The following is an 18,637-nucleotide window of genomic DNA, read 5'->3' as shown; positions in this document are numbered from 1 at the left end:
CGGAAGGGGTGTATCCCATCTGGAGCGCCTGAGATCGGTCGCGTTGGCGGGACCGGTCAGGGAACACGCGTCAGTGACCGGTCGCCGTTTCTGGCCTGCGCATGGTCACTGGGCTGCGGTGCGGAGTGCGGGTGCACCCCTGGTAGGCGGAGGTGGACGTCTGCTCCAGTACGTTGTTCGGCGTGGTGGGTCACGAGCACGACGACGCGGTCAGACAGTGCTGAGCGCAGGTCGGAGATCAGCGCGTGGGCAGCGGGTGCCTCGAGGTGAGCGGTGGGTTCGTCGAGAAGCAGGACGTCGGCACGGGTGAGCAGCGCCCTGGCGACGGCGATGCGTTGTCGTTGGCCTCCCGAGAGACTCCCTCCGCTGGGCCCGACTGGTGTGTCCAGGCCCTGGGGCAATCCGTCCATGAAGGAGTCCAGGCCCACGCGGGTGAGGACCTCGCGCAGGTCCTCATCGGTGGGCCGATCGTCTTTCCCCCGGGCGAGCAGGAGGTTGCCGCGGATGGTGGAGTCGAACAGGTGCGCCTCCTGGGGGCACCAGGCGAAGCGTCGCCGCAGCTGCCGGGCGTTGAAGGTGGTGCTGTCGGAGCCGTTGACCTGCCATGAGCCCTCCGCGGCGGGCAAGTGGCCGAGGAGGGTCGCCAGCAGGGTGGACTTGCCTGAGCCGGAGGGACCTTCAACGACGAGCCACTGGCCGCGGCGCACGGTGGCCTGGAGGTGGCGGAATGCCGGGGCCGGCGCCTGCGGCCAGGTGACGGCCAGGTCGGCCAGCGTCAGTTCTTGGACTTGAGTCGGAACCGCCCCGGTGGGGGGCTGAGGCCGCTCATGGCGGGTGGTTGTGGGAGTGACGGCATGGACCTTGCGCAGCGACTGGGCCAGCGCAGGCCACTGCTGTACCGCATCGACCGCGCCCAGCAGCGGATCGATCAGACCCAGGGGCAGCAGCACGAGCGCGGCGACGACCGGTGCGGAAATCGTGCCTGCCGCCAGGGCTTCGGCGGTGGTTGCCAGCATCAGCACGGAGGAGAGGGAACAGGCCAGCACCACGACGGCCTCGCCCAGGCCCCGCGCCCAGGCACTGGAGCGGGCCGCGGTGTCCGCGCGCTGCTCGAGGTCATCCAGCCGGGCGAGCATGTCCTTGGCTCGACCGTTGGCGCGCAGCTCACCGGAGGCGGAGACCATCGCGGCGAAGCGGCGGATCACCCTGGAGCGCACCACGGTGAGATGGCGGGCCGCGGAGCGGTCGGCCAGCAGCGCCGCGACGGGCCCGGCGAGCAGCCCGCCGAGGACGGCGACCAGGAGCGTGGGCACCGCGATGGGGCACAGGGCCAAGACGGCGACGACAGCCCCCAGGGCGGTGCCGGCCCCGGCCATCGGTGGCAGCAGGACCCGCGGGGCCAGGTCACGGACCCGGTCTGCGGCCTCGACCAGGTGCTCCAGTGCGGCCCCGCCGGTGGCCAGGGCCCGGGAGGCCAGACCACGGGTAGCAAGCCCGGCCCAGATCCGGGACCTGAGCTCGGTGGTGGCGGACAGGACGGCGTCGTGGGTGGCCAGTCGCTCGGCGTAGCGCAGCAGGGCACGGCCGATGCCGAAGAAGCGGACGCCGACGATGGCGACCATCAGGTACATGATTCCCGGTTGCTCGCTGGCGCGCACGATCAGCCAGCCCGACAGCGTGGTGAGGGCGGCGGCGAACAGGGCCGAGGCCGTACCCAGGGCCGCGGCCCCCAGCATGCGCCAGCGAGTGGAGGCGAGGAACGCCGCGAGCTCGCCCAACGCACCACCGGAGGTCTCGGCGAGTGAAGGGTGGGACGCCTCAGCTTGGCGATCAGGCACCGACTGCTCCTCCGGGGCGGTGGTTCCTGGTCGGCGATGCGCCCCCTCCCCGCGGGGGCTGGCGGGCTGCCCCAGGAGCACTTTCTGGTCGGCGAGGGCGGTGATCTCGGTTTCGTGGGAGGCCAGGATCACGGTGGTGGTGCCGCGCAGGGCGTCGATGAGGGTTTCGACCCGGTGCGCGTTGGTGGGATCGAGGTGGGCGGTGGGCTCGTCGAGGAGCAGCAGCCGGGCCCCGGCGGTGATGCGGGCCAGGCCCCGAGCCAGGCCCAGGCGGCGCAGTTCCCCGGGGCTGAGTTGGTTCGGGTCCGCCTCGGCCAGCTCGGTCAGTCCGACTCGGGCGAGGGTGTGGTGGGCGGAAGCGGTGTCGTGGGCGTAGAGCTGGATCTCGTCGAGGACGGTCTCACCGACGGTGTGAATGTGCTGAGGCACCCAGGCCACTGCAGCCGGGTCGATCCCGTGGATGGTTCCGTCTTGGGCTTCGATGGTTCCGGCGAGGACCCCGAGCAGGGTGGATTTGCCGCTGCCGCTGGGGCCTTCGACGCTGGCGATCGTTCCGTAAGGGATCTCGGCGCCAAGACCGGATACTGCTGGGAAGAGCCGTCCTGGGTAGCGCACGACCACCCCACTGATCCGCACCATGGGTGCCTGGTCCGCTGGCGTGTCCGGCTGGGAGTTGATCGTTGCGGGGCTCGAGTCCGGTGGCGTCGGCCTGCGGATGTCGGGGGCCGGGGGCTCGGTGACGAGCTCACGGGAGCGGTGCAGGGCCGCGATGCCGTCCTGGGAGGCGTGGAAGGCGGCGCCGAGGTCGCGGAAGGGAGCGAAGCATTCCGGGGCGAGGATGAGGGCCACGAGTCCCACCAGGAGGTCGAGGTCACCGTAGACGAGGCGCACGCCGACGAACACCGCCACGACGGCGACGGAGAGCGTGGCGATCAGCTCGAGCACGAGCGCGGAGAGGAACGCGGTGCGCAGGGTCACCATGGTTGTGTGCCGGTGCTGCTCGGAAACATCGCGCAGCGCCGCAGCCTGCTCCTCGATCCGCCCCAGACCCACCAGGACGGGCAGTCCACGGGCGAGTTCGACCAGGTGATGGGAGAGTCGTTGAAGGGCGGCGGAGGACTCCTGGGCCTTGTCCTGGGAGTGCAGCCCGATCAGTGCCATGAACACCGGGATCAGGGGCACGGTGAGCACGATGATGAGGGCGCTGACCCAGTCGGCCGCCAGAATTCTCGCCCCCACCAGTAGGGGCACGGTGGCGGCGGCGGTGACCGAGGGCAGCACGCGCGCGTAGTAGTCGTCGAGGGCGTCGAGGCCGAGGGTGCCCACGGTGGTCGTGGCGCCGACGTCGTGGCCGCCCCCGGCCAGGAGGCGGGTGGCGAGTTCTCGGCGCAGCCCCCGCTTCGCCCGCCCGGCGGCGCGGACGGCGACGACCTGGGTGGCCCAGATGGTTCCGGCACGCAGCAGCCCAGCACCGACCCCGACCAGCAGAGCCCGGTGCCAGGCCGCCGTGTCATGAGCGATGACCCCGACGATGCCGCGGGCCAGGGCTTCGGCCACGCCGATCAGAGCCAGGGCTTTGAGCGCTCCGAGGAGGCCGAGGGTGAAAACTGTGGCAGCACCGCCGGGGCCCAGCGGGGGACGTTTCATGCCTGCCTGTTCCCGTCCGCGCCCGTCCCCGGCACACCCTCACGTCGGGTACCCGCGGCGAGTTTCGGGGCAACGGCGGGAAGGACGGGGTGGGGGGCGGGCAGATGGCCGGTGGTCAGGCGCCGACGGAACACCCAGTAGCTCCAGCCCTGAGCGAGCATCACCGAGGGCAAGCCGATGGCGGCCACGACGGTCATGACCCCCAGGGTGTAGTCGCTGCTGGAGGCGTTGGCCACCGTCAGGTGGTGGGCGGGGTCGATCGTGGAAGGCAGGACCACGGGGTAGACGTTGACGAAGATCGAGGTGAGGCCGCAGAACAGCAGTGCGGCGGAGCCGGCGAAGGCGCGGCCTTCCCGGCCCAGGCGGGCGCTGGTCCACCCGAAGAGCGCCGCGAGGACCGCGGCACCGACCAGCGGCCAGGTCCAGGCCTTGCCGTGGAGCACTTGAACGACCAGCACCCACACGGTGAGCGGCACCAGCGCGGCCGGGCCGAAACGCAGGAGGAACCGGCGGGCACGCACCCGGACCGGTCCCTCGGTCTTCAGCCCCAGGAAGGCCGAGGCGTGCACGAGGCAGAACCCGACCAGGGCGAGTCCGCCGAGCAGCGCGTAGGGCGTGAACCAGGCGAAGGCCCCGCCGACACGGTCGCCGTTGGCGTCCAGCGGCAGGCCCGTGGTGGTCAAAGCCAAGGCAGCACCCAGCCCGAAGGCGACCAGGAACGACCCCGTCCCCAGTGCCCGGTCGACCCACCGCCGCCACCGGTCGCTGTGGACCTTGCCGCGGTACTCGATGGACACCGCCCGGAAGATCAGCCCGGCCAGGACGAACACGAAGGGGACGTACAGGGCGGAGAACAAGGAGGCGTACCAGTCGGGGAAGGCGGCGAAGAGCCCGGCGGCTGCGGTGATCAGCCACACCTCGTTGCCGTCCCAGACCGGGCCGATGGTATTGAGCATCTGCCGGCGCTGGCGCTCGTCCCGGGTGCTGGTGAGCATAAGCATGCCCACGCCCAGATCGAAGCCGTCCAGGATGATGAACCCGATCCACAGCACCGCGATGGCGATGAACCAGAAAGTGGGAAGCAGTTCCATGTCAGGGGCCGTTCTGTGGTCGTCGGGCTCAGTAGGCGAAGGCCAGCACGTCATCGCGCCGACCGGTCATGCCCTCGGGATGGGCGGGGTCATCGTCCCGGTGGGCGAGCTCGGGCATGGCCGAGGCGACCCCGCCGCGCACGTAGCGCACGAGCAACCTCGTCTCCACCACCAGCAGGACCGCGTAGATCAACCCGAGGGTGATGAGGGAGAAAAGGATCTCCTCCCCGCTGACTCCCGGTGACACGGCAGCGGCGGTGTACATGTACACCCCGTCCACACCACTGGGGTTGGGATTCGGGACGACCACGAACGGCTGCCGGCCCATCTCGGTGAACACCCACCCGGCGATGTTGGCCCCGAAGGGTGCCAGGATGGAGGCCACCGCCACCCACATCAAAGGCTTGGAGGCCGGGACGGTGCCCTTCCGGGTGATCCACAGCGTCAGCGCCGCGAAGCCGGCGGCGAGCATGCCGAAGCCGATCATCAGGCGGAACCCCCAGTAGGTGACCTCCATCAGGGGCAGGTAGTCGATCTTCTGGCCGGCCCGTTCGCCGTACATGGGGTCCTCAGGCAGGTGGGTGCCGTAGGCGGCCTCGTACTGTGGGATGAGGGTGTTCACGCCCTTGACCTCGGTGTCGAAGTCCCCGTGGGCCAAGAACGACAGCAGACCCGGGATCTCGATGACGTTGGTCACCTGGTCACAGTCCTGGGCTCCGAGCGGGCCCACGGCCAGCACCGAGAAGCTGGTGCCGTCGTGGCAGGCCGCCTCAGCGGCGGCCATCTTCAGCGGCTGCTGGTCGAACATGAGCTTGCCCTGCAGATCCCCGGTGGCGGCGACCCCGCCAAAGGCGACGGCGGCGACCACCGCACCGATGCGCAGGCTGGACAGCCACACCGCGTGGTCGACCCGGTCCCGGCCGGGAATATCGACCCGCTCTCCCACGACCACGGCACCGGAGTCGTCGACGGTGTCGATGTTGTCCCGGCGGCGCTGCCACAGCTGGTACCAGGAGACCCCGATCAGGAACGCCGCGCCCACTGCCACGGACCCGGCCAGAGTATGGGAGTAGGCCACCAGGGCCGTGTTGTTGGTCAGCACCGCCCACACGTCGTTCATCACCGGGCGGCCGTCCACCATCTCCACGCCCACCGGGTGCTGCATCCAGGAGTTGGCGACGATGATGAAAAAGGCAGAGACCACGGAGCCGAGCACCGCGGTCCACAGCGTGGCCAGGTGCAGCTTCTTGGGCAGGCGGTCCCACCCGAAGATCCACAGGCCCAGGAAGGTGGACTCGAAGAAGAAGGCGAGCAGGCCCTCCATCGCCAACGGTGCCCCGAAGACGTCGCCCACGAAGCGGGAGTACTCACTCCAGGCCATCCCGAACTGGAACTCCTGGACCAGGCCGGTGGCCACGCCCATGATGAAGTTGATCAGGTAGAGCTTGCCCCAGAACTTCGTCATCCGCAGCCAACGCTCGTTGCCGGTGCGCACCCACATCGTCTGCATGAGCGCCACCAGCAGCCCCAGCCCGAGCGTGAGCGGGACCATCACGAAGTGGTAGACGGTGGTGATCCCGAACTGCCACCGGGCGATCTCCAACGGATCCATGGGTTGTCCCCCAAGCGTTTTTACAGTGGTGTAAAAATAGTTCTACGACTCGTAGAAATATTTCTACACCACTGTAGAACATGTGGGTCGGTCCGCTAGAATCAGCTGGTGGCAGTCAACGACTCGAAACGCGCAACCTCCTTGGGTGACCTGGAACGATCCGTCATGGAGATCCTCTGGCAGGCGGACACCCCCCTGTCGGCCTACGACCTCCAGGACCAGCTGACCGGAACCACCGACAGCGGCCGGCCCCGCGCCGCCACCACTGTGCTGACCGTCCTGTCCCGCCTGGAGCGCAAAGGCTTTGTCACACGAGAACGCACCTTCCGCCCCCACCGCTACCTAGCTGCGGCCTCCCGGGAGGAGCACATGGCCAACCTCATGCACGAGGTCCTGGGAACAGCCAACGACCGGGCCGCTGTGCTTGCACGCTTCGTCGGAGGCGTCAGTTCCGAGGAAGCACAAACTCTGCGGCGCCTCCTCGACGACCACTGAGTCCATGTGATCAGCACCTCGCTCGCCCTGGCCGCATTTGCCCTCGCCCTGGCCTGGCCCGTCCCGATCCTGCTTTCGCACGCCAAGTGGCCGACCCGCGCCCCCGCCACCGCACTGGTGCTCTGGCAGGCCGTCGCCCTGGCCGGCGGGCTGTCGATGCTCGGGGCCTTGCTCACCTTCGGTTTGGCCCCTTTTGGGCCGGACTTGGTCAGTGGCGGCATCAGCTTCGCCACCAGCTTCTTGGGAGATCAGCCATGGGGCCCGGCAAGGCCGGTGCACATCCTCGCGCTGTCCGGAGCAGTTCTGCTCGGCGGGCATCTGCTGCTGAACCTGGTCGTCACGATTGTGCGCGCCGAACGCGATCGCCGCCGCCATGCCCAGCTGGTCCTGCTTTTGAGCACACCGCTGCCCGACGCCCCCGGCACCCGGCTCCTCGACAACCCCGCCCCGGTCGCCTACTGCCTCCCCGGGGCGTTCACCACGATGACCGTGCTCTCTGCCGGGCTGCTGTCGCTGCTCGATGAGGACGAGCTGGACGCGGTGATCGAGCACGAAAGGGCACATGCCACCCAGCGCCATGACATCGTGCTGATGCTGTTCCGCGCCTGGAAGGCTTCCCTGCCCTGGTTTCCCATCGCCGACCGCGCCCACCGCGAAGTCGGGGTCCTCGTTGAGATGCTCGCCGACGACCACGCCCGCCGAAGCATCGACGACCGCTCCCTCGCCCGAGCCGTCGCCCTCGTCAGCACCAGTGGATCCGCTGCTCCCCCGCACCGCATCCAAGGCACCTGGACAGGCGCGGCCCCTGTCGAGGACGCCCGTCAGCGCATCCTGCGACTGGAAGCCACACCCTTGCCGGCGGGACCAAAGGCAACAGTCATCAGCGCAGCCGCTGCGCTCATCACCGTGCCCACCGTCTTGCTGCTCGCCCCCGGCCTCACCAACCTGATCGACTGACAGGAGTGGACCATCCTGGTTGCCACGGCACCACCTGAACCACGATTTGGCGCCGTGACACCGAGGTCTACCGCGTCAAGTGAGTTGCATCAGCGCCACTTTGCCACCGATTCAGGAACCTCGAATCAGAGGGCGGCAGCTCTGCGCGTCATACAGCGTTGCGTCCCCGCCCTACACCGCATTAACGGGAGCGAAGACGTATCCTCAGGAGGATTGTCCGTGCTCCTACGCGCACACCGATGTTTGATGCCTTCGGTCCGTTGCTTGATCTTTCCGTCGCTGCCCGCGACATCCTGGGGGAACCACGATCATGCCCCGCGACTCCTCTCGCCGCCCTGCCAAGTCCGACCTCCGTCACCGCGCCTCCTCGCCGGTGAGCGCCCTCGCCGCGTTCTCGGCCCTCGTGGCGGTGAGCGTGGCCGTCAGCTCGGGCATCACCCCTGGGACCGGCGAAGAACGAGGGGCTGCCTTCGGGGTGTCGGCGAGATCCTCGGCCTCCTCGGAGCGGTCGGACAGCGGGTGGAGCCTCTTCGCCTCGGGTCAGGAGCGGCAGCGCCCTCCGACGGCACCGTTGCGGCAGGACCGTTCCACCTCGCCCGTCCGGGACGGCGCCGCGGGCGACGGGTCCTGGCGCCAAGGCACCGGCCGGGGCGACGGCGGCCGAAACGCAGCCTCGACGGTGCGCCCGGGGAGGCACGCACCGAGGCTGTACTCGGGCGAGCTTCCCGTCAACACCCTCATCGCCCCCACCACTCCCGGGGCCGTCCTGACCGGGGGGACCTTCGGGTGGCGGATCGCTCCCGATCGCGGCGACCGCGAGTTCCACAACGGCACCGACGTCTCCGCCGCCGCAGGGCTGCCGGTCGTGGCGGCCGCCGAGGGCGAGGTGACGGCCGTGTTCTGGGACGTCTGGGGCGGCAACCGGGTGGAGGTCACCCACGCGGACGGGCTGAGGACCACCTACAACCACCTCGAGGACGTCAGGGTGGCCACCGGTGACCGGCTGGCCGCGTCCGAGCAGCTCGGTTCCGTCGGCGCCACCGGAACCCGGGTCACGGGACCAAACCTGCACCTCGAGACCTGGGTCGACGGGCAGGCCGTGGACCCCCAGTCCTTCGACTGGGTCGACGGTCTCCGCGTCATTCCCGCCTCCCGCAGCAAGTACTCCTTGGAGGTGCCCGTGCCGGCTCTCGCGGAGGACGAGACCGCCGCCAAGAAAAAGACCGCCCCGGGCGAGGAGACTGCCAAGCAGAAGAAGGCCGCCCAAAAGAAGGCTGCCGAGCAGAAGGCCGCTGCGACCAAGAAGGTCACGAAGGAGCCACAGCCCACGGCCGAGCCTTCCGCTCCTGCAAAACCCAGCCCCGCACCGACTCCTGCACCGCCAACGGCGCAAAAGCCCACGCCCCCCCAGACCAAGCCGGTAAAGCCCGCCAAACCAGCACCTGCTCCTGCCCCCTCCGGATCTTCGACCGCACCGCCCAATCCCGCACCGCCCAAACCCGCACCGTCACCGTCCGCGGACACTGGGGACGAGAAGGAACTCCTGCCCGGGGTGGCGCCCCGGATTCCGGACACCAAACGGGACACCGATCGCGACGGCACCCTCGACATTAAAGACACCGACCTTGACGGCGACGGCATCGACAACGAGGCTGACGACAACCTCGACGGCGATAAGTTCGTCAATGAGGTTGACCCGGACATGGATGGGGACGGCCTGCTCAATGAGGAAGACCCGGACATCGACGGGGACGGCATCCTCAACGACAAGGAAGAGGAGCCCATACGCCCGGCACGAATGGCGACTGCCAAACCAACCCCCAAGACTGGTGAGCCAAACGATCCTGTAGACATCACGGACCCTGCCAGGGGAACCGAGGATGCCGGGACCTCGTCGACCACCGGTGCGGTGCCAGCCCTCTAATAGACGGCCTCGAACAGCTTGCTCATCGCGCTCTGGCGCAGCAGGACCAGGTCGTCGATGCTGTCGGCCCCGGCGAGCATCCCGGCCACGAGCGAGGAAACCTTCAGCCCCGGGTTGGCGCCCTTGTCGGTGGGCACGCTCAACCGCTCATCGACCAGGTCGCGCAACCCGATCTCCTGGGCCAGGCGCATCACCGGCAGCAACCCCACCCGCTCAGGTGGCCGAGGTGTACAGGTACGCCCACCTACTCAGGGCAAGCAGACGCGACTGACCGCGGTAGGAAACTCGCCTATGCAATCCCTTCGACCCGTATCGCTCGGGCGGGATAGCCGTCCTGCTCGACCCGTTCCCAAGTGATGATTACCTGCTGGCCCGGAACCAGTTCCTTATAGGCGTTCTCCGGGCCCTCGATGTGCGTGAAATGCACGAAACACCCGCCGGAGTGACCCGAGAGGTCAACCACCCCCCAGCCCTCATCGCCGTACCACTCCCGCACCACGCCGTCGCTGCTGTAGCTCGATCCCATACCCCAATGATTCACCTCGCTGACCGACCAAAGCCATGCTGACGCCAAGGGCGACCCACATCAGTCCCCGACGTCCGCTGTTGATCTGCGCCCATCCCTGATCAACGCCTTTCCCTGAAGGTGCCGGCCTAAGTGGACCGGTCGTGCTCATCGCCGACGCGGTTCCAGCGTCGGCGGATCGCCACACCCAGGACCATTGCTCCCCCGAGAACCAGGAGGCGCGGCAGCAACTCACCCAGCCCGGGGGCCCCGCGCGCAACGATGGCCACCAGCTCGATGCCAACCAGCAGTCCCGTCACCACACAAGTGAGCAGACCCACCCAACCGCTGTCGTCACGTTCGAGCTTGATCCAGGCAATGTTGATCACCACGAAGGCCAACCCCAGCCCGACCACGGGCAGGTTCGCCGGGCCGGCAGATCCGGCCAGCTCGACCAGGGTCCCGGCGACGGCCAGACCCGCGAACACGGCCCCCAGTGCTGGGGCGCATTCCCGGCCCAGCGCCAAGGGCACGAGGACGGTCGAGTACAGCACCAGCAGCAACCCGATGCCGATTCCGGCACCGATCACGGCCCCACTCGGGGGCGAGGTGAAGTAGATGATGAATCCCCGGGCGATCAACACCGCACAAGAGAGCGCACCCAACCCCACGAGGGCTATATATAAAGCGCTCCCTTGGCATAGTGAGCGCTATGACTCTGCTCGACCGCCCACTGACCTACCCGGAGATCGGTGCCACCGCCGGGCAGTTGCCCGACGGGTACGACCATCTGAGGGTCCACCGGGTCATCGGCCACGGGGAGCCGACGTTCCACCGAGCCGCGGAGCGCCTGATGAGCTGGCAGATGCACCGGGCAGCCGGCCTGACCGTCGAGGCCACCACACCGCGCGTCGAGCAGGGCAGCCGCGTCCGTCTGCGCCTGGGCCGGCACCTGCTGCGGATCTCCTTCGGCTGCCAAGTGGTCTACGTCGTGGAGGAGGAGCGCCGGCGGGGCTTCGCCTACGGGACCCTGCAGGGCCACCCGGAGCAGGGCGAGGAGAGGTTCTGCGTCGATTGGCGGGAGGACGACGCCGTCGTGTTGACCATCACCGCTTTCTCCCGGCAGGGCACGTGGTGGTCCCGCGCCCTGGCGCCGATCAACCGGCGGCTCCAACAGCGGTACACCTCCCGCTACCTGCAGGCTCTCTAGCGCCTCCCCGACAACAGGACGGCGTACGCCACCGGAGTCCCCATCGCGACGCCGCATCCTCGCGCCAGCTCTCAGCACCGGTGGAAAGGACCGGCGCCCATGGGCGGGGTCAGCTGGGTCGTGACCGCTCCATCTCCAGGGCGTGCCAGGGCTGGCCGCCCACCTCGGTGCTGCGCACCCGCCCGGTCTCCCGGAACCCCAGGCTCTCGTACACGCGCCGGGCGGAGACATTGTGCGCGTAGACACCGAGCTTCATCACCGGCAACCCCGTGACCTCGAAGCCCGTGCGCACCGCTGTGCCGATCAGTCCCCGCCCCAGACCGCGCCCTCGAGCGTCCGGGTCGAGGAGGATGCACCCGAGCCGCATCATGTGTGCGTCGACATCGATGAGCAACGAGGCGTGACCGACCGGATCCCCGGAGTCGGGATCCAATCCGGTCCAATACCGGCGCTGATCATTCTGCAGATAGGTCTCCAACTGCCCCCGATCCAGCGGCCACGTGAAAGTCCGCCCGGACCAGAGCACCATGTCGGCCTCGGAGGGCACCCAACTCAGGAAGACGTCCAAATCGGCTGGGCTGGTCTCTCGGAGGCGCATGCCCCAATGCTAGGGACGCCCCGCCTTAGACCGGCGCTGCCGCTGACCAGGCCGCATGTTCGAAGATGAACCTCAACCGCAGCACAGTGGGTCAAAGATTGAACTCCGGATGAGGCCGTCGCGGCCGTCAAGTGATCTCCTTCCGTACGTATGGAGGCCCCAGGTAAGGTCGCCCCACGCTATGGCCGACCTGTCGGCAAGGAGCACTCACGGGTCTCGTCTGAGAGGGCGAGAGAAAGGCAGGAAGCAGACCCCGGAGTCTCGCCATACCCTCCAGCTGAGCCCGCAGAGGAATCCCTTGCCCTCCATGGGATCAAGCAAGGGGTGGATCCTCGTCGATGAACGTGAACATGACAGTCATCACCGGCCCCAAGGGATCCTCGGAATCCGTGAGCACCAAGGCCGCCCGCAGGCGGACCGGCAGGTCGAGGATCGGTTCCTCCCACGGAACGAATCCTTCCGAGGTGCCATGGACGTAGATGCCCACACGGATCTTGCCCTGCTCATGAAGCCCCACGATGTAATCAATGACGCCCTCTTCGGTGGCGGGCAGACCGTAGGCGGTGGCATCGTCCATCACGTTGGCGACCATCACCCAGTCGATCTCGTTGCGCTCCCGCAGCAGGCGCTCCAGCCCTGCATAGTCCGGGCTGCCCATCGCTGCTCCTTTCCCCAACTGTGCTCGTGGTTCCTGCGCCTGAGGTCGCGGGGCCAAGCCTGTCATCCCACCGCGACGACGCGACACACGCGGTCGTGGGCACGGTCACCCGGCTCACGGGCGCCGTCGGAGGTCTATTGGACCCAGACTTCGCAGGTCTTGCCGGTCGGTGCCCCGTCCAGGGTGAACTGGAGTCGGAGCGTCCCAGCCGCTTCCGGGGGCGGGGGCACGAACTCCCAGGCGCTCTCCCACTCGGTGCCGTCCCCGGCCGCCTGTCCGGCGACCAAGCGGTACTCGGTACCGAGCTCATCGCTGAGCACCACCCCGACCCGGTCCAGAACGGAGAACCCCGGCATCAGCGGCAACGGCTCCTCCTCGGTCATCTTGTCCTGCCGTCGTTGGGCCCAGGCCAGGCGGGCAGCCTGGAACTGGCCGTCCCGGCGCATGGTCTCGGCCCCTCGCACCGCGGCGAGGCTGATCCGTACGCCGTGGCCACCCGGTGGCTCCTGCGCATGCGGAGACAGGCTGGCAGCGAGGTCGATGCCGGCGAAGCGCACATCGATCCCGTCGCTGGTGGCCACCACCAGATCGGCAGGAGCAGACACAATGGTTCCCATGCCACCACCGTAGAGAAATCGACAGGTGTCAGGTCGAGCGCCACGCGCCCTCCTTCCGCACTGGTCAGCGGAATTCGGAAAGCACCTCAATCGACCACCGGGCCCTGCCTCGCACCCGGGCACGAACGGCATACGTATCACGATGCCCACAGGAGATGACGGTCTCAGATGGTCGTCGCTTGCGGGAGTTCCCGAATCCGCCGGTAGAGGGTGGCCCTGGACATCCCGAGGTCCCGGGCGACCTGAGTGGCCGGCTCCCCCGTGTCGATCAGCCGCAGCGCGTTGCGGATCTGGGAGTCGGTGAAGGTCTGACGCCGCCCACCGAGGTCCTTGCCGGCGGCCCGGCGCTTGGCCACCGAGTCAGTGATCCGCTCCCGCTTGATCTCCAGCTCCATCTGCGCCAGGGCCGCCATGACGGTGAACACCATCGAGCCCATCGGAGTGTGGGTGTCCACGTCTCCCCCACCGAGGTTCAGCACCCGCAGACCGGCGCCTCTCCCGCGCAGCGCTTCGGCGAAGACCAGCATGTTCTGCGTCGACCGCCCCAACCGGTCCAGCGTCGTGATCACCAACGTGTCGCCGTCCTCGAGCGCGGCCACCGCTTTGTCGAAGGCAGGACGCGACGCACGGCCTCCAGACACTCCACTGTCTACGTAGAGGTCATCGCGCCGCACGCCGGCGGCCAGGAGGTCAGACACTTGACGGTCCGCGTCCTGCTGACGCGTCGACACTCGGGCGTACCCGATCAGCTTCCCCACGTCCACCCCATCTGTCTCGCAACCAACGTTGAGTATTTGATTCTAGGGGCAAACATAAAGCACATAGTTGCAAGACTCATCGACCCGCGGAAACCCGCAGAGGTTCTCCACCGCAAAATTCGACGGACGAGACGTCTCGCATCCCTTGCCTACTAAGACACATCCCTGCGCGAGCACAGTAAGTGTGCGGGCATACAATGCAATGAATACAATGCATACTGTGTCCCGCATTTGCTGACTACAGGAGGAATCATGCCGTTCGAGGTCTTTGACAAGAGGATGACTCCCCTGGCTAAGGCGCCCAGCGTCACCATTCAGAAGCGCGGGGTGATCTCACTGAACAAGGCCGCCCACGTCCTCGTGGACAACGCTGAGACGGTGGAGCTGCTCTACGACCGGGACCGGCAGGTCATGGCCCTGCGTGCCGCCGATGACTCCTCCCCGCACGCCTATGCGGTCCGTAACGGCTCCAAGCGCGGTCCGGGTCAGGCCATCGTCTCGGCCACCGCCTTCACGCAGCACTACGGCATTGACACCACTGCCACCAGGCGCTGGAAGCCCTTCGTGGAGGACGGCATGCTCTGCGTGGATCTCACGAGTGAGGGCACGGTCATCACCGGCAACCGCACCAAGCCCGCGGCACCGGCCCAGGACACCGAGACAGCAGACCCGATGGAGGACATCGACGCCGTCGCTGCCCAGGACAACCCGGCCGGCGATGACACCACCGACGACTCCTGACCACCCGCACCCCCGCACAGCCCTGTTCTACGACCCACTCACTGATAAGGAACCCACACCCATGGCCCAGAAAGTCCAAGTGCACCTCGAGGACGACCTCGACGGCGGCCCCGCCGACACCACCCTCACCTTCGCCCTGGACGGCAAGAACTACGAGATCGACCTCTCCGACGCCAACGCCGAGAAGCTGCGCGAGGCGCTGCGTCCCTTCGTAGCCGCCGGTCGCAAGGCCACCCGCGGCGGGGGCTCTCGCGGCAGCCGCACCCGCGCATCGAGCAGCGACCCGGACACCGCGAAGATTCGGGCCTGGGCCAAGGAAAACGGATACGAGGTCTCCGACCGCGGTCGGATCCATCAGACCGTCAAGGACGCCTACTACGCCGCCCGTTGACTGTCTGCCCCCAAGGGGCCTCTGGTGCTTGTTCTGTCTTCCGCGGGGCACACCCGGGTCCAGGTCTGGTCCAAGCGCTGTGTGGAGATGTCGCTGCAGGTTGGGTTGGGTTTGCGTCTTGTCCCGAGTTGGGGGGGCGGTGTTGAGGCTGCGCTGGAGTGAGCGTTCTGTTCGTGGGTGGGCAGCGGGTTGTTTTTCCTAGTCAGGCCGGGTTGTTCATGATGCGAGACGGCCACTGGGTTTCCTGGCGCTCGGAGCGTTGGCTTTTACGCGGCTAGGCAAGTCAAGCCGGGGGGCTTGAACAGGTTCGGAGGGCGCCTCTGGGGGGAGGCGCCCGTCGTCCAGTCCGACCATGCCTAGCTGTGCGCCGATGGCGCAGCGAAGCGCCCCTGCCCTCTCCCGGGCGGGGGCGCTTTCGTCATCAACACGTCAAGAATCCCGATATGCCGATGTTTCGGCAGCCGGGGAGCAGTATGGCCGGCGGTCCGACTTTTCCTGCACGACGCAAAGGACCTCGCGCCTGACTCCCTTCTCGGCCTGCAAGGCCCGGGAAATGAAAAAGCGGGGTCTCGTGAGCGGTCATTGCGGGCAAGAGGGGCCGGGCGCAGCGCCCGGCCCCTCCCCCGAAGGCCATGGTGTGAGCACTGCACCCCCGGGGGCCCAGTGTGGACTGATCGACGGGGCGGACACCATTCCTGCTCAGGTGTTCGGTGGCATTTCCCGGGAAGTCGTCACATTAACGACACCCATGTAAACCCATGCACATAGGGCGTATCGTGAGGCCATCGCCGCAGATGGTTCGAGATCAGTCCCCCACTCAGTCTCTCCGTGTTCGGAGAGCTCCTGGTCCGGGCATTTCCTGCGGCGGTGGTGCCCGCATCCCCCGTGCGGATGACACCGGACGGGCCCTGCCGCATCCCCCGACTGGCAGGGCCCGCCCCCATCACCATCGAACACAGCTTTCCCACCGCCGACCATGCCTGCAGCTGAAAACATAGGCTCTGCTGGCCTCGGGGCGCCCCTGGCCCACGTGGCAGGTGACCGACCTCCCCAACCGAGCGCCGAAGTGCCACCGCTCAGCAGGGCGGGGACACTCCCCTTACGGCTGGGCTGTTCCCTTGCGCAGGTAGGACACGCATTGCCGGCGGATGTCGTTGAGCACCTGCAGGGCTGCCGGCAAGCTCAGTCCCAGTGCGCCGTGTTCGTGAGTGTGGACATAGACGTAGGCGCTCAGGGTCACCGTGCCGTCGTGGGGTCCGTCCCAGTCCTCCACAATCCCGCACAGGGCAGCCGGGTGGTGCTGCACCTGCCCCGGGTCGTGAACGTGGAGCAGCTCCGCATCGACGGTGAACTCTCCGTAAAGCACGGCATCGTCGTCGATGACCGTGGTGACCACCCGGCAAAGCCCACCCAGGTCCATGTCCCGGCCGGTGAGCACCTGGCCGTCGGCGACGTTGGCGGTGGTGAGCACCGCGCCCCGCGCCTGGGATGACTGGGGTGCGTCCATGGGAGCCTGTCCTTCCGCTGCACTTCTTCTGTCGATGGCAGTGGGGGGCCAGAGCCACCCTAGTGGCCCGGATCGCCCGTACTGGGGTGTGTGACGCTCCACGACCTGCCACGACCACCGCGACGCAGCCGCCTACCAAGGATTTACCGGTGCGGGCTGCGGTCCGGGGCCCGACAACGCGTCATCAGCCCCTCATTGCGAAGAAACACTGTCGGCAGGTCCCCTGATCAGGGGACGTCCTGCACCTGAGGGCTTTCTCTGGAAAGGGCAGGTGGGGCCGTATCCCCTGGTGGAGGCCCGGAACAGCACCCTTTTTCGCGTCTCATGGACGTCATATGACCCCTAAGTGACCCACAGCACGGTGACTTTTGTACAGTGGGCTACACGAAAGCAAAGTTTGCTTTCGTTACCCCCCGTTCGTGGCGTCCTTCCCCCCCGGTTGGGTTGCCCAGTATCAGATAAGAGCGATCATGAACTTTGGTAAGAAGCTTTTCGCTACCGGTACCGCGGCCGCACTGGCCTCTGGTGGTGTGTTCCTCACGGCTGCCCCGGCGTCGGCCGCGGTGGGTGACCCGCAGTGCCTGGCCGCCGATGCTGCGCTGCAGGCGGGCCTGGAGCAGGCCGGGATCGAGGCTGAGCTCGTCGATGAGCTCGAGGCCGCCGTCGACGTCGTGGTGGCCGCTCAGGCCGAGCGTGATGCCCGGGCGCAGGCTGCCCTGGACGCCGCGACCGCCCTGGAGGTGGCGGTGGCGGAGCTGGAGGCTGCGGTGGAGGCCGCCGCTGAGGTGGACATCGAGTCCGCTGAGGCGGCCCGGGACGCCGCCCAGGCCGAGCTGGATGAGGCGAACGCGGCCCTGGCGGAGGCTGAGGCCGTGCTGGAGGCCGAGGTGGCCGCCTACAACGAGGTCGTCGCCGCTGCCGAGGCCGATCTGGAGGCCGCTCTGGCCGCGCAGGTCGAGGCCGACGCCGAGCTGGCGGCAGCTGATGAGGCGGTGCTGGAGGCCGAGGCCGATCTGGAGGCCGCGGTTGCCGCGCAGCAGGCCCTGGAGGCCGCCCTGGCCGCTCAGGTCGAGGCCGACGCGGGGCTCGCACCGGCCCAGGACGCCGTGGACGCGGCCCTGGCTGCCCAGGTCGAGGCCGACGCGGCGGTCGGCACCGCCCAGGACGCCCTGGATGCGGCGGCGGCGGTGCAGGCCGAGGCGCAGGCCGCCCTGGAGGTGGAGCTGGGCGAGCTGCAGCTCGCCCTGGACGCTCAGGTGCAGGCCGATGCCGCGGTTGCTGCCGCTGACGTCGCGGTGGATGCGGCACTGGGGGTGCAGGCCGATGCCGAGGCGGCCCTGGCCGATGCCACGGTGGCGCTGACCGCGGCGGTGGCCGATGGGGACGCCGATGCGATCGCCGCTGCCGAGCTGGCCGTGGAGGAGGCCACTGCGGCCGTGGAGGCCGCGGTCGCTGCGGTGGTCACCGCCCAGGCCGATCTGGATGCCGCGGTGGTTGCTGCCGCCGATGCGGCCCTGACCGTGGGGGTCGCCCAGGAGGAGGCCGATGCCGCCCAGGCCGAGGTGGATCTGGCCGCCGGTGTCACCGCCGACGCGCAGGCGCAGCTGGACGCCGCCGTGGCCGCCGCCGCTGAGGCCGCCGCCGCGGTGGAGACCGCCCAGGCGGAACTGGCGGGCGCCGAGGCCGAGGCGCAGGCCGCCGCGGCCGCGGTGGTCGAGGCGACCGCGGCCGTGGAGGAGGCCGGGTCCGTCGCCGATGCCCAGGCCGCCCTGGAGGTGGCAGTCACCGACCGCGACGCCGCCCAGGCCGAGGCCGAGGCCGCCGCCGCCGTAGTGGCCGAGGCGCAGGTGGCCCTGGAGGACGCGCAGGTGGAGCCGGAATCGCTGCTCGAGGCTCGGGCGGAGGTGACCGCCGCCGAGGAGATCCAGGCTGCCGCCCAGGCCGAGTTCGACGCCGCGCAGGCCGAGCTGGACGCCCAGCTGGGCCTGGTGGCCGCGGTCGAGGACGCCGAGACCGCCGTGGCCGATGCCGAGGTGGCCGTGGAGACGGCCGTGGCCGCCGCCAGTTCCGCCTGGGCGGTCTCCACCG

General features: G+C 68.6%; 16 protein-coding genes and 2 pseudogenes. 7 read left to right on the top strand and 11 right to left on the bottom strand.

The window, feature by feature from the left end; all coding sequences use genetic code 11:
- Positions 1–56: 56 nt before the first annotated feature.
- Genes cydD through ABL57_RS17985 form a run of 3 tightly spaced genes read right to left on the bottom strand, consistent with a single transcriptional unit; the run spans position 57 to position 6,188 of the window.
- Positions 57–3,485, bottom strand: a complete 3,429-nt coding sequence (cydD, locus tag ABL57_RS17995; RefSeq protein WP_047804857.1) for a thiol reductant ABC exporter subunit CydD — start codon at positions 3,483–3,485, stop codon at positions 57–59.
- The gene (gene cydB / locus ABL57_RS17990) at positions 3,482–4,576 is read right to left on the bottom strand and encodes a cytochrome d ubiquinol oxidase subunit II (RefSeq protein ID WP_047804856.1); all 1,095 of its coding nucleotides are present in this window, start codon (positions 4,574–4,576) and stop codon (positions 3,482–3,484) included. The genes cydD and cydB overlap by 4 nt, the downstream gene beginning before the upstream one ends.
- A 28-nt stretch (positions 4,577–4,604) precedes the next feature.
- Positions 4,605–6,188: a cytochrome ubiquinol oxidase subunit I gene (locus ABL57_RS17985; protein WP_047804855.1), complete on the bottom strand. Its 1,584-nt coding sequence runs from the start codon at positions 6,186–6,188 to the stop codon at positions 4,605–4,607.
- A 108-nt stretch (positions 6,189–6,296) separates the two neighbouring features.
- Between ABL57_RS17985 and ABL57_RS17980 the strand changes: the two genes are divergently transcribed.
- The 3 genes from ABL57_RS17980 (at position 6,297) to ABL57_RS17970 (ending at position 9,564) form a co-directional block, all read left to right on the top strand.
- Complete coding sequence (locus ABL57_RS17980; RefSeq protein ID WP_255396363.1) at positions 6,297–6,683, top strand: BlaI/MecI/CopY family transcriptional regulator; 387 nt, start codon at positions 6,297–6,299, stop codon at positions 6,681–6,683.
- A gap of 6 nt (positions 6,684–6,689) precedes the next feature.
- Positions 6,690–7,640, top strand: coding sequence for a M56 family metallopeptidase (locus ABL57_RS17975; protein WP_047804853.1), 951 nt, complete (start codon positions 6,690–6,692; stop codon positions 7,638–7,640).
- Between the two features lie 571 nt (positions 7,641–8,211).
- Entirely contained in the window at positions 8,212–9,564 is a 1,353-nt protein-coding gene (locus tag ABL57_RS17970; RefSeq protein WP_152683456.1) for a M23 family metallopeptidase, read from the top strand.
- Here the strand turns inward: ABL57_RS17970 and ABL57_RS20925 are convergent.
- From ABL57_RS20925 to ABL57_RS17955, 3 genes and pseudogenes are all read right to left on the bottom strand, one after another.
- Positions 9,564–9,755 (bottom strand): annotated as a pseudogene (locus tag ABL57_RS20925) (IS1380 family transposase); the annotation flags it as partial. The gene ABL57_RS17970 and the pseudogene ABL57_RS20925 overlap by 1 nt on opposite strands.
- Positions 9,756–9,853: 98 nt before the next feature.
- Positions 9,854–10,090: a cold shock domain-containing protein gene (locus tag ABL57_RS17960; protein ID WP_047804851.1), complete on the bottom strand. Its 237-nt coding sequence runs from the start codon at positions 10,088–10,090 to the stop codon at positions 9,854–9,856.
- Between the two features lie 128 nt (positions 10,091–10,218).
- Positions 10,219–10,740: a hypothetical protein gene (locus ABL57_RS17955; protein WP_047804850.1), complete on the bottom strand. Its 522-nt coding sequence runs from the start codon at positions 10,738–10,740 to the stop codon at positions 10,219–10,221.
- A 41-nt stretch (positions 10,741–10,781) separates the two neighbouring features.
- On the opposite strand from ABL57_RS17955, the gene ABL57_RS17950 reads away from it, so the two are divergent.
- Positions 10,782–11,279 carry a DUF1990 family protein gene (locus ABL57_RS17950; RefSeq protein ID WP_047804849.1) on the top strand — a complete coding sequence of 166 codons (498 nt, stop codon included), beginning with the start codon at positions 10,782–10,784 and terminating at the stop codon, positions 11,277–11,279.
- Between the two features lie 109 nt (positions 11,280–11,388).
- Here ABL57_RS17950 and ABL57_RS17945 read toward each other — a convergent pair whose 3' ends face one another.
- The 4 genes from ABL57_RS17945 to ABL57_RS17930 form a co-directional block, all read right to left on the bottom strand.
- Positions 11,389–11,877 (bottom strand): GNAT family N-acetyltransferase, encoded by a 489-nt coding sequence (locus tag ABL57_RS17945; protein WP_047804848.1) that lies wholly within the window; start codon positions 11,875–11,877, stop codon positions 11,389–11,391.
- 313 nt (positions 11,878–12,190) lie between these two features.
- Positions 12,191–12,535, bottom strand: a complete 345-nt coding sequence (locus tag ABL57_RS17940) for a hypothetical protein (RefSeq protein ID WP_047804847.1) — start codon at positions 12,533–12,535, stop codon at positions 12,191–12,193.
- Between the two features lie 134 nt (positions 12,536–12,669).
- Positions 12,670–13,152 carry a hypothetical protein gene (locus tag ABL57_RS17935; protein WP_047804846.1) on the bottom strand — a complete coding sequence of 161 codons (483 nt, stop codon included), beginning with the start codon at positions 13,150–13,152 and terminating at the stop codon, positions 12,670–12,672.
- Positions 13,153–13,316: 164 nt separating this feature from the next.
- Positions 13,317–13,910 carry a recombinase family protein gene (locus tag ABL57_RS17930; RefSeq protein WP_047804902.1) on the bottom strand — a complete coding sequence of 198 codons (594 nt, stop codon included), beginning with the start codon at positions 13,908–13,910 and terminating at the stop codon, positions 13,317–13,319.
- Between the two features lie 252 nt (positions 13,911–14,162).
- On the opposite strand from ABL57_RS17930, the gene ABL57_RS17925 reads away from it, so the two are divergent.
- Positions 14,163–14,651 carry a hypothetical protein gene (locus ABL57_RS17925; RefSeq protein ID WP_047804845.1) on the top strand — a complete coding sequence of 163 codons (489 nt, stop codon included), beginning with the start codon at positions 14,163–14,165 and terminating at the stop codon, positions 14,649–14,651.
- Positions 14,652–14,712: 61 nt separating this feature from the next.
- Positions 14,713–15,042 (top strand): Lsr2 family protein, encoded by a 330-nt coding sequence (locus ABL57_RS17920; RefSeq protein WP_047804844.1) that lies wholly within the window; start codon positions 14,713–14,715, stop codon positions 15,040–15,042.
- A gap of 1,099 nt (positions 15,043–16,141) precedes the next feature.
- On the opposite strand, the gene ABL57_RS17915 is transcribed toward ABL57_RS17920, so the two are convergent.
- Positions 16,142–16,549, bottom strand: a complete 408-nt coding sequence (locus ABL57_RS17915; RefSeq protein ID WP_047804843.1) for a hypothetical protein — start codon at positions 16,547–16,549, stop codon at positions 16,142–16,144.
- 470 nt (positions 16,550–17,019) lie between these two features.
- On the opposite strand from ABL57_RS17915, the pseudogene ABL57_RS22475 reads away from it, so the two are divergent.
- Positions 17,020–18,637, top strand: a pseudogene (locus ABL57_RS22475) (hypothetical protein); the annotation flags it as partial.

The sequence above is a fragment of the Kocuria sp. SM24M-10 genome (assembly GCF_001027955.1).
In the GTDB taxonomy this organism is placed as follows: Bacteria; Actinomycetota; Actinomycetes; order Actinomycetales; family Micrococcaceae; genus Kocuria; species Kocuria oceani.
The sequence above is the reverse complement of the archived record's forward strand: the minus strand, read 5'-3'. Positions and strand labels throughout refer to the sequence as shown.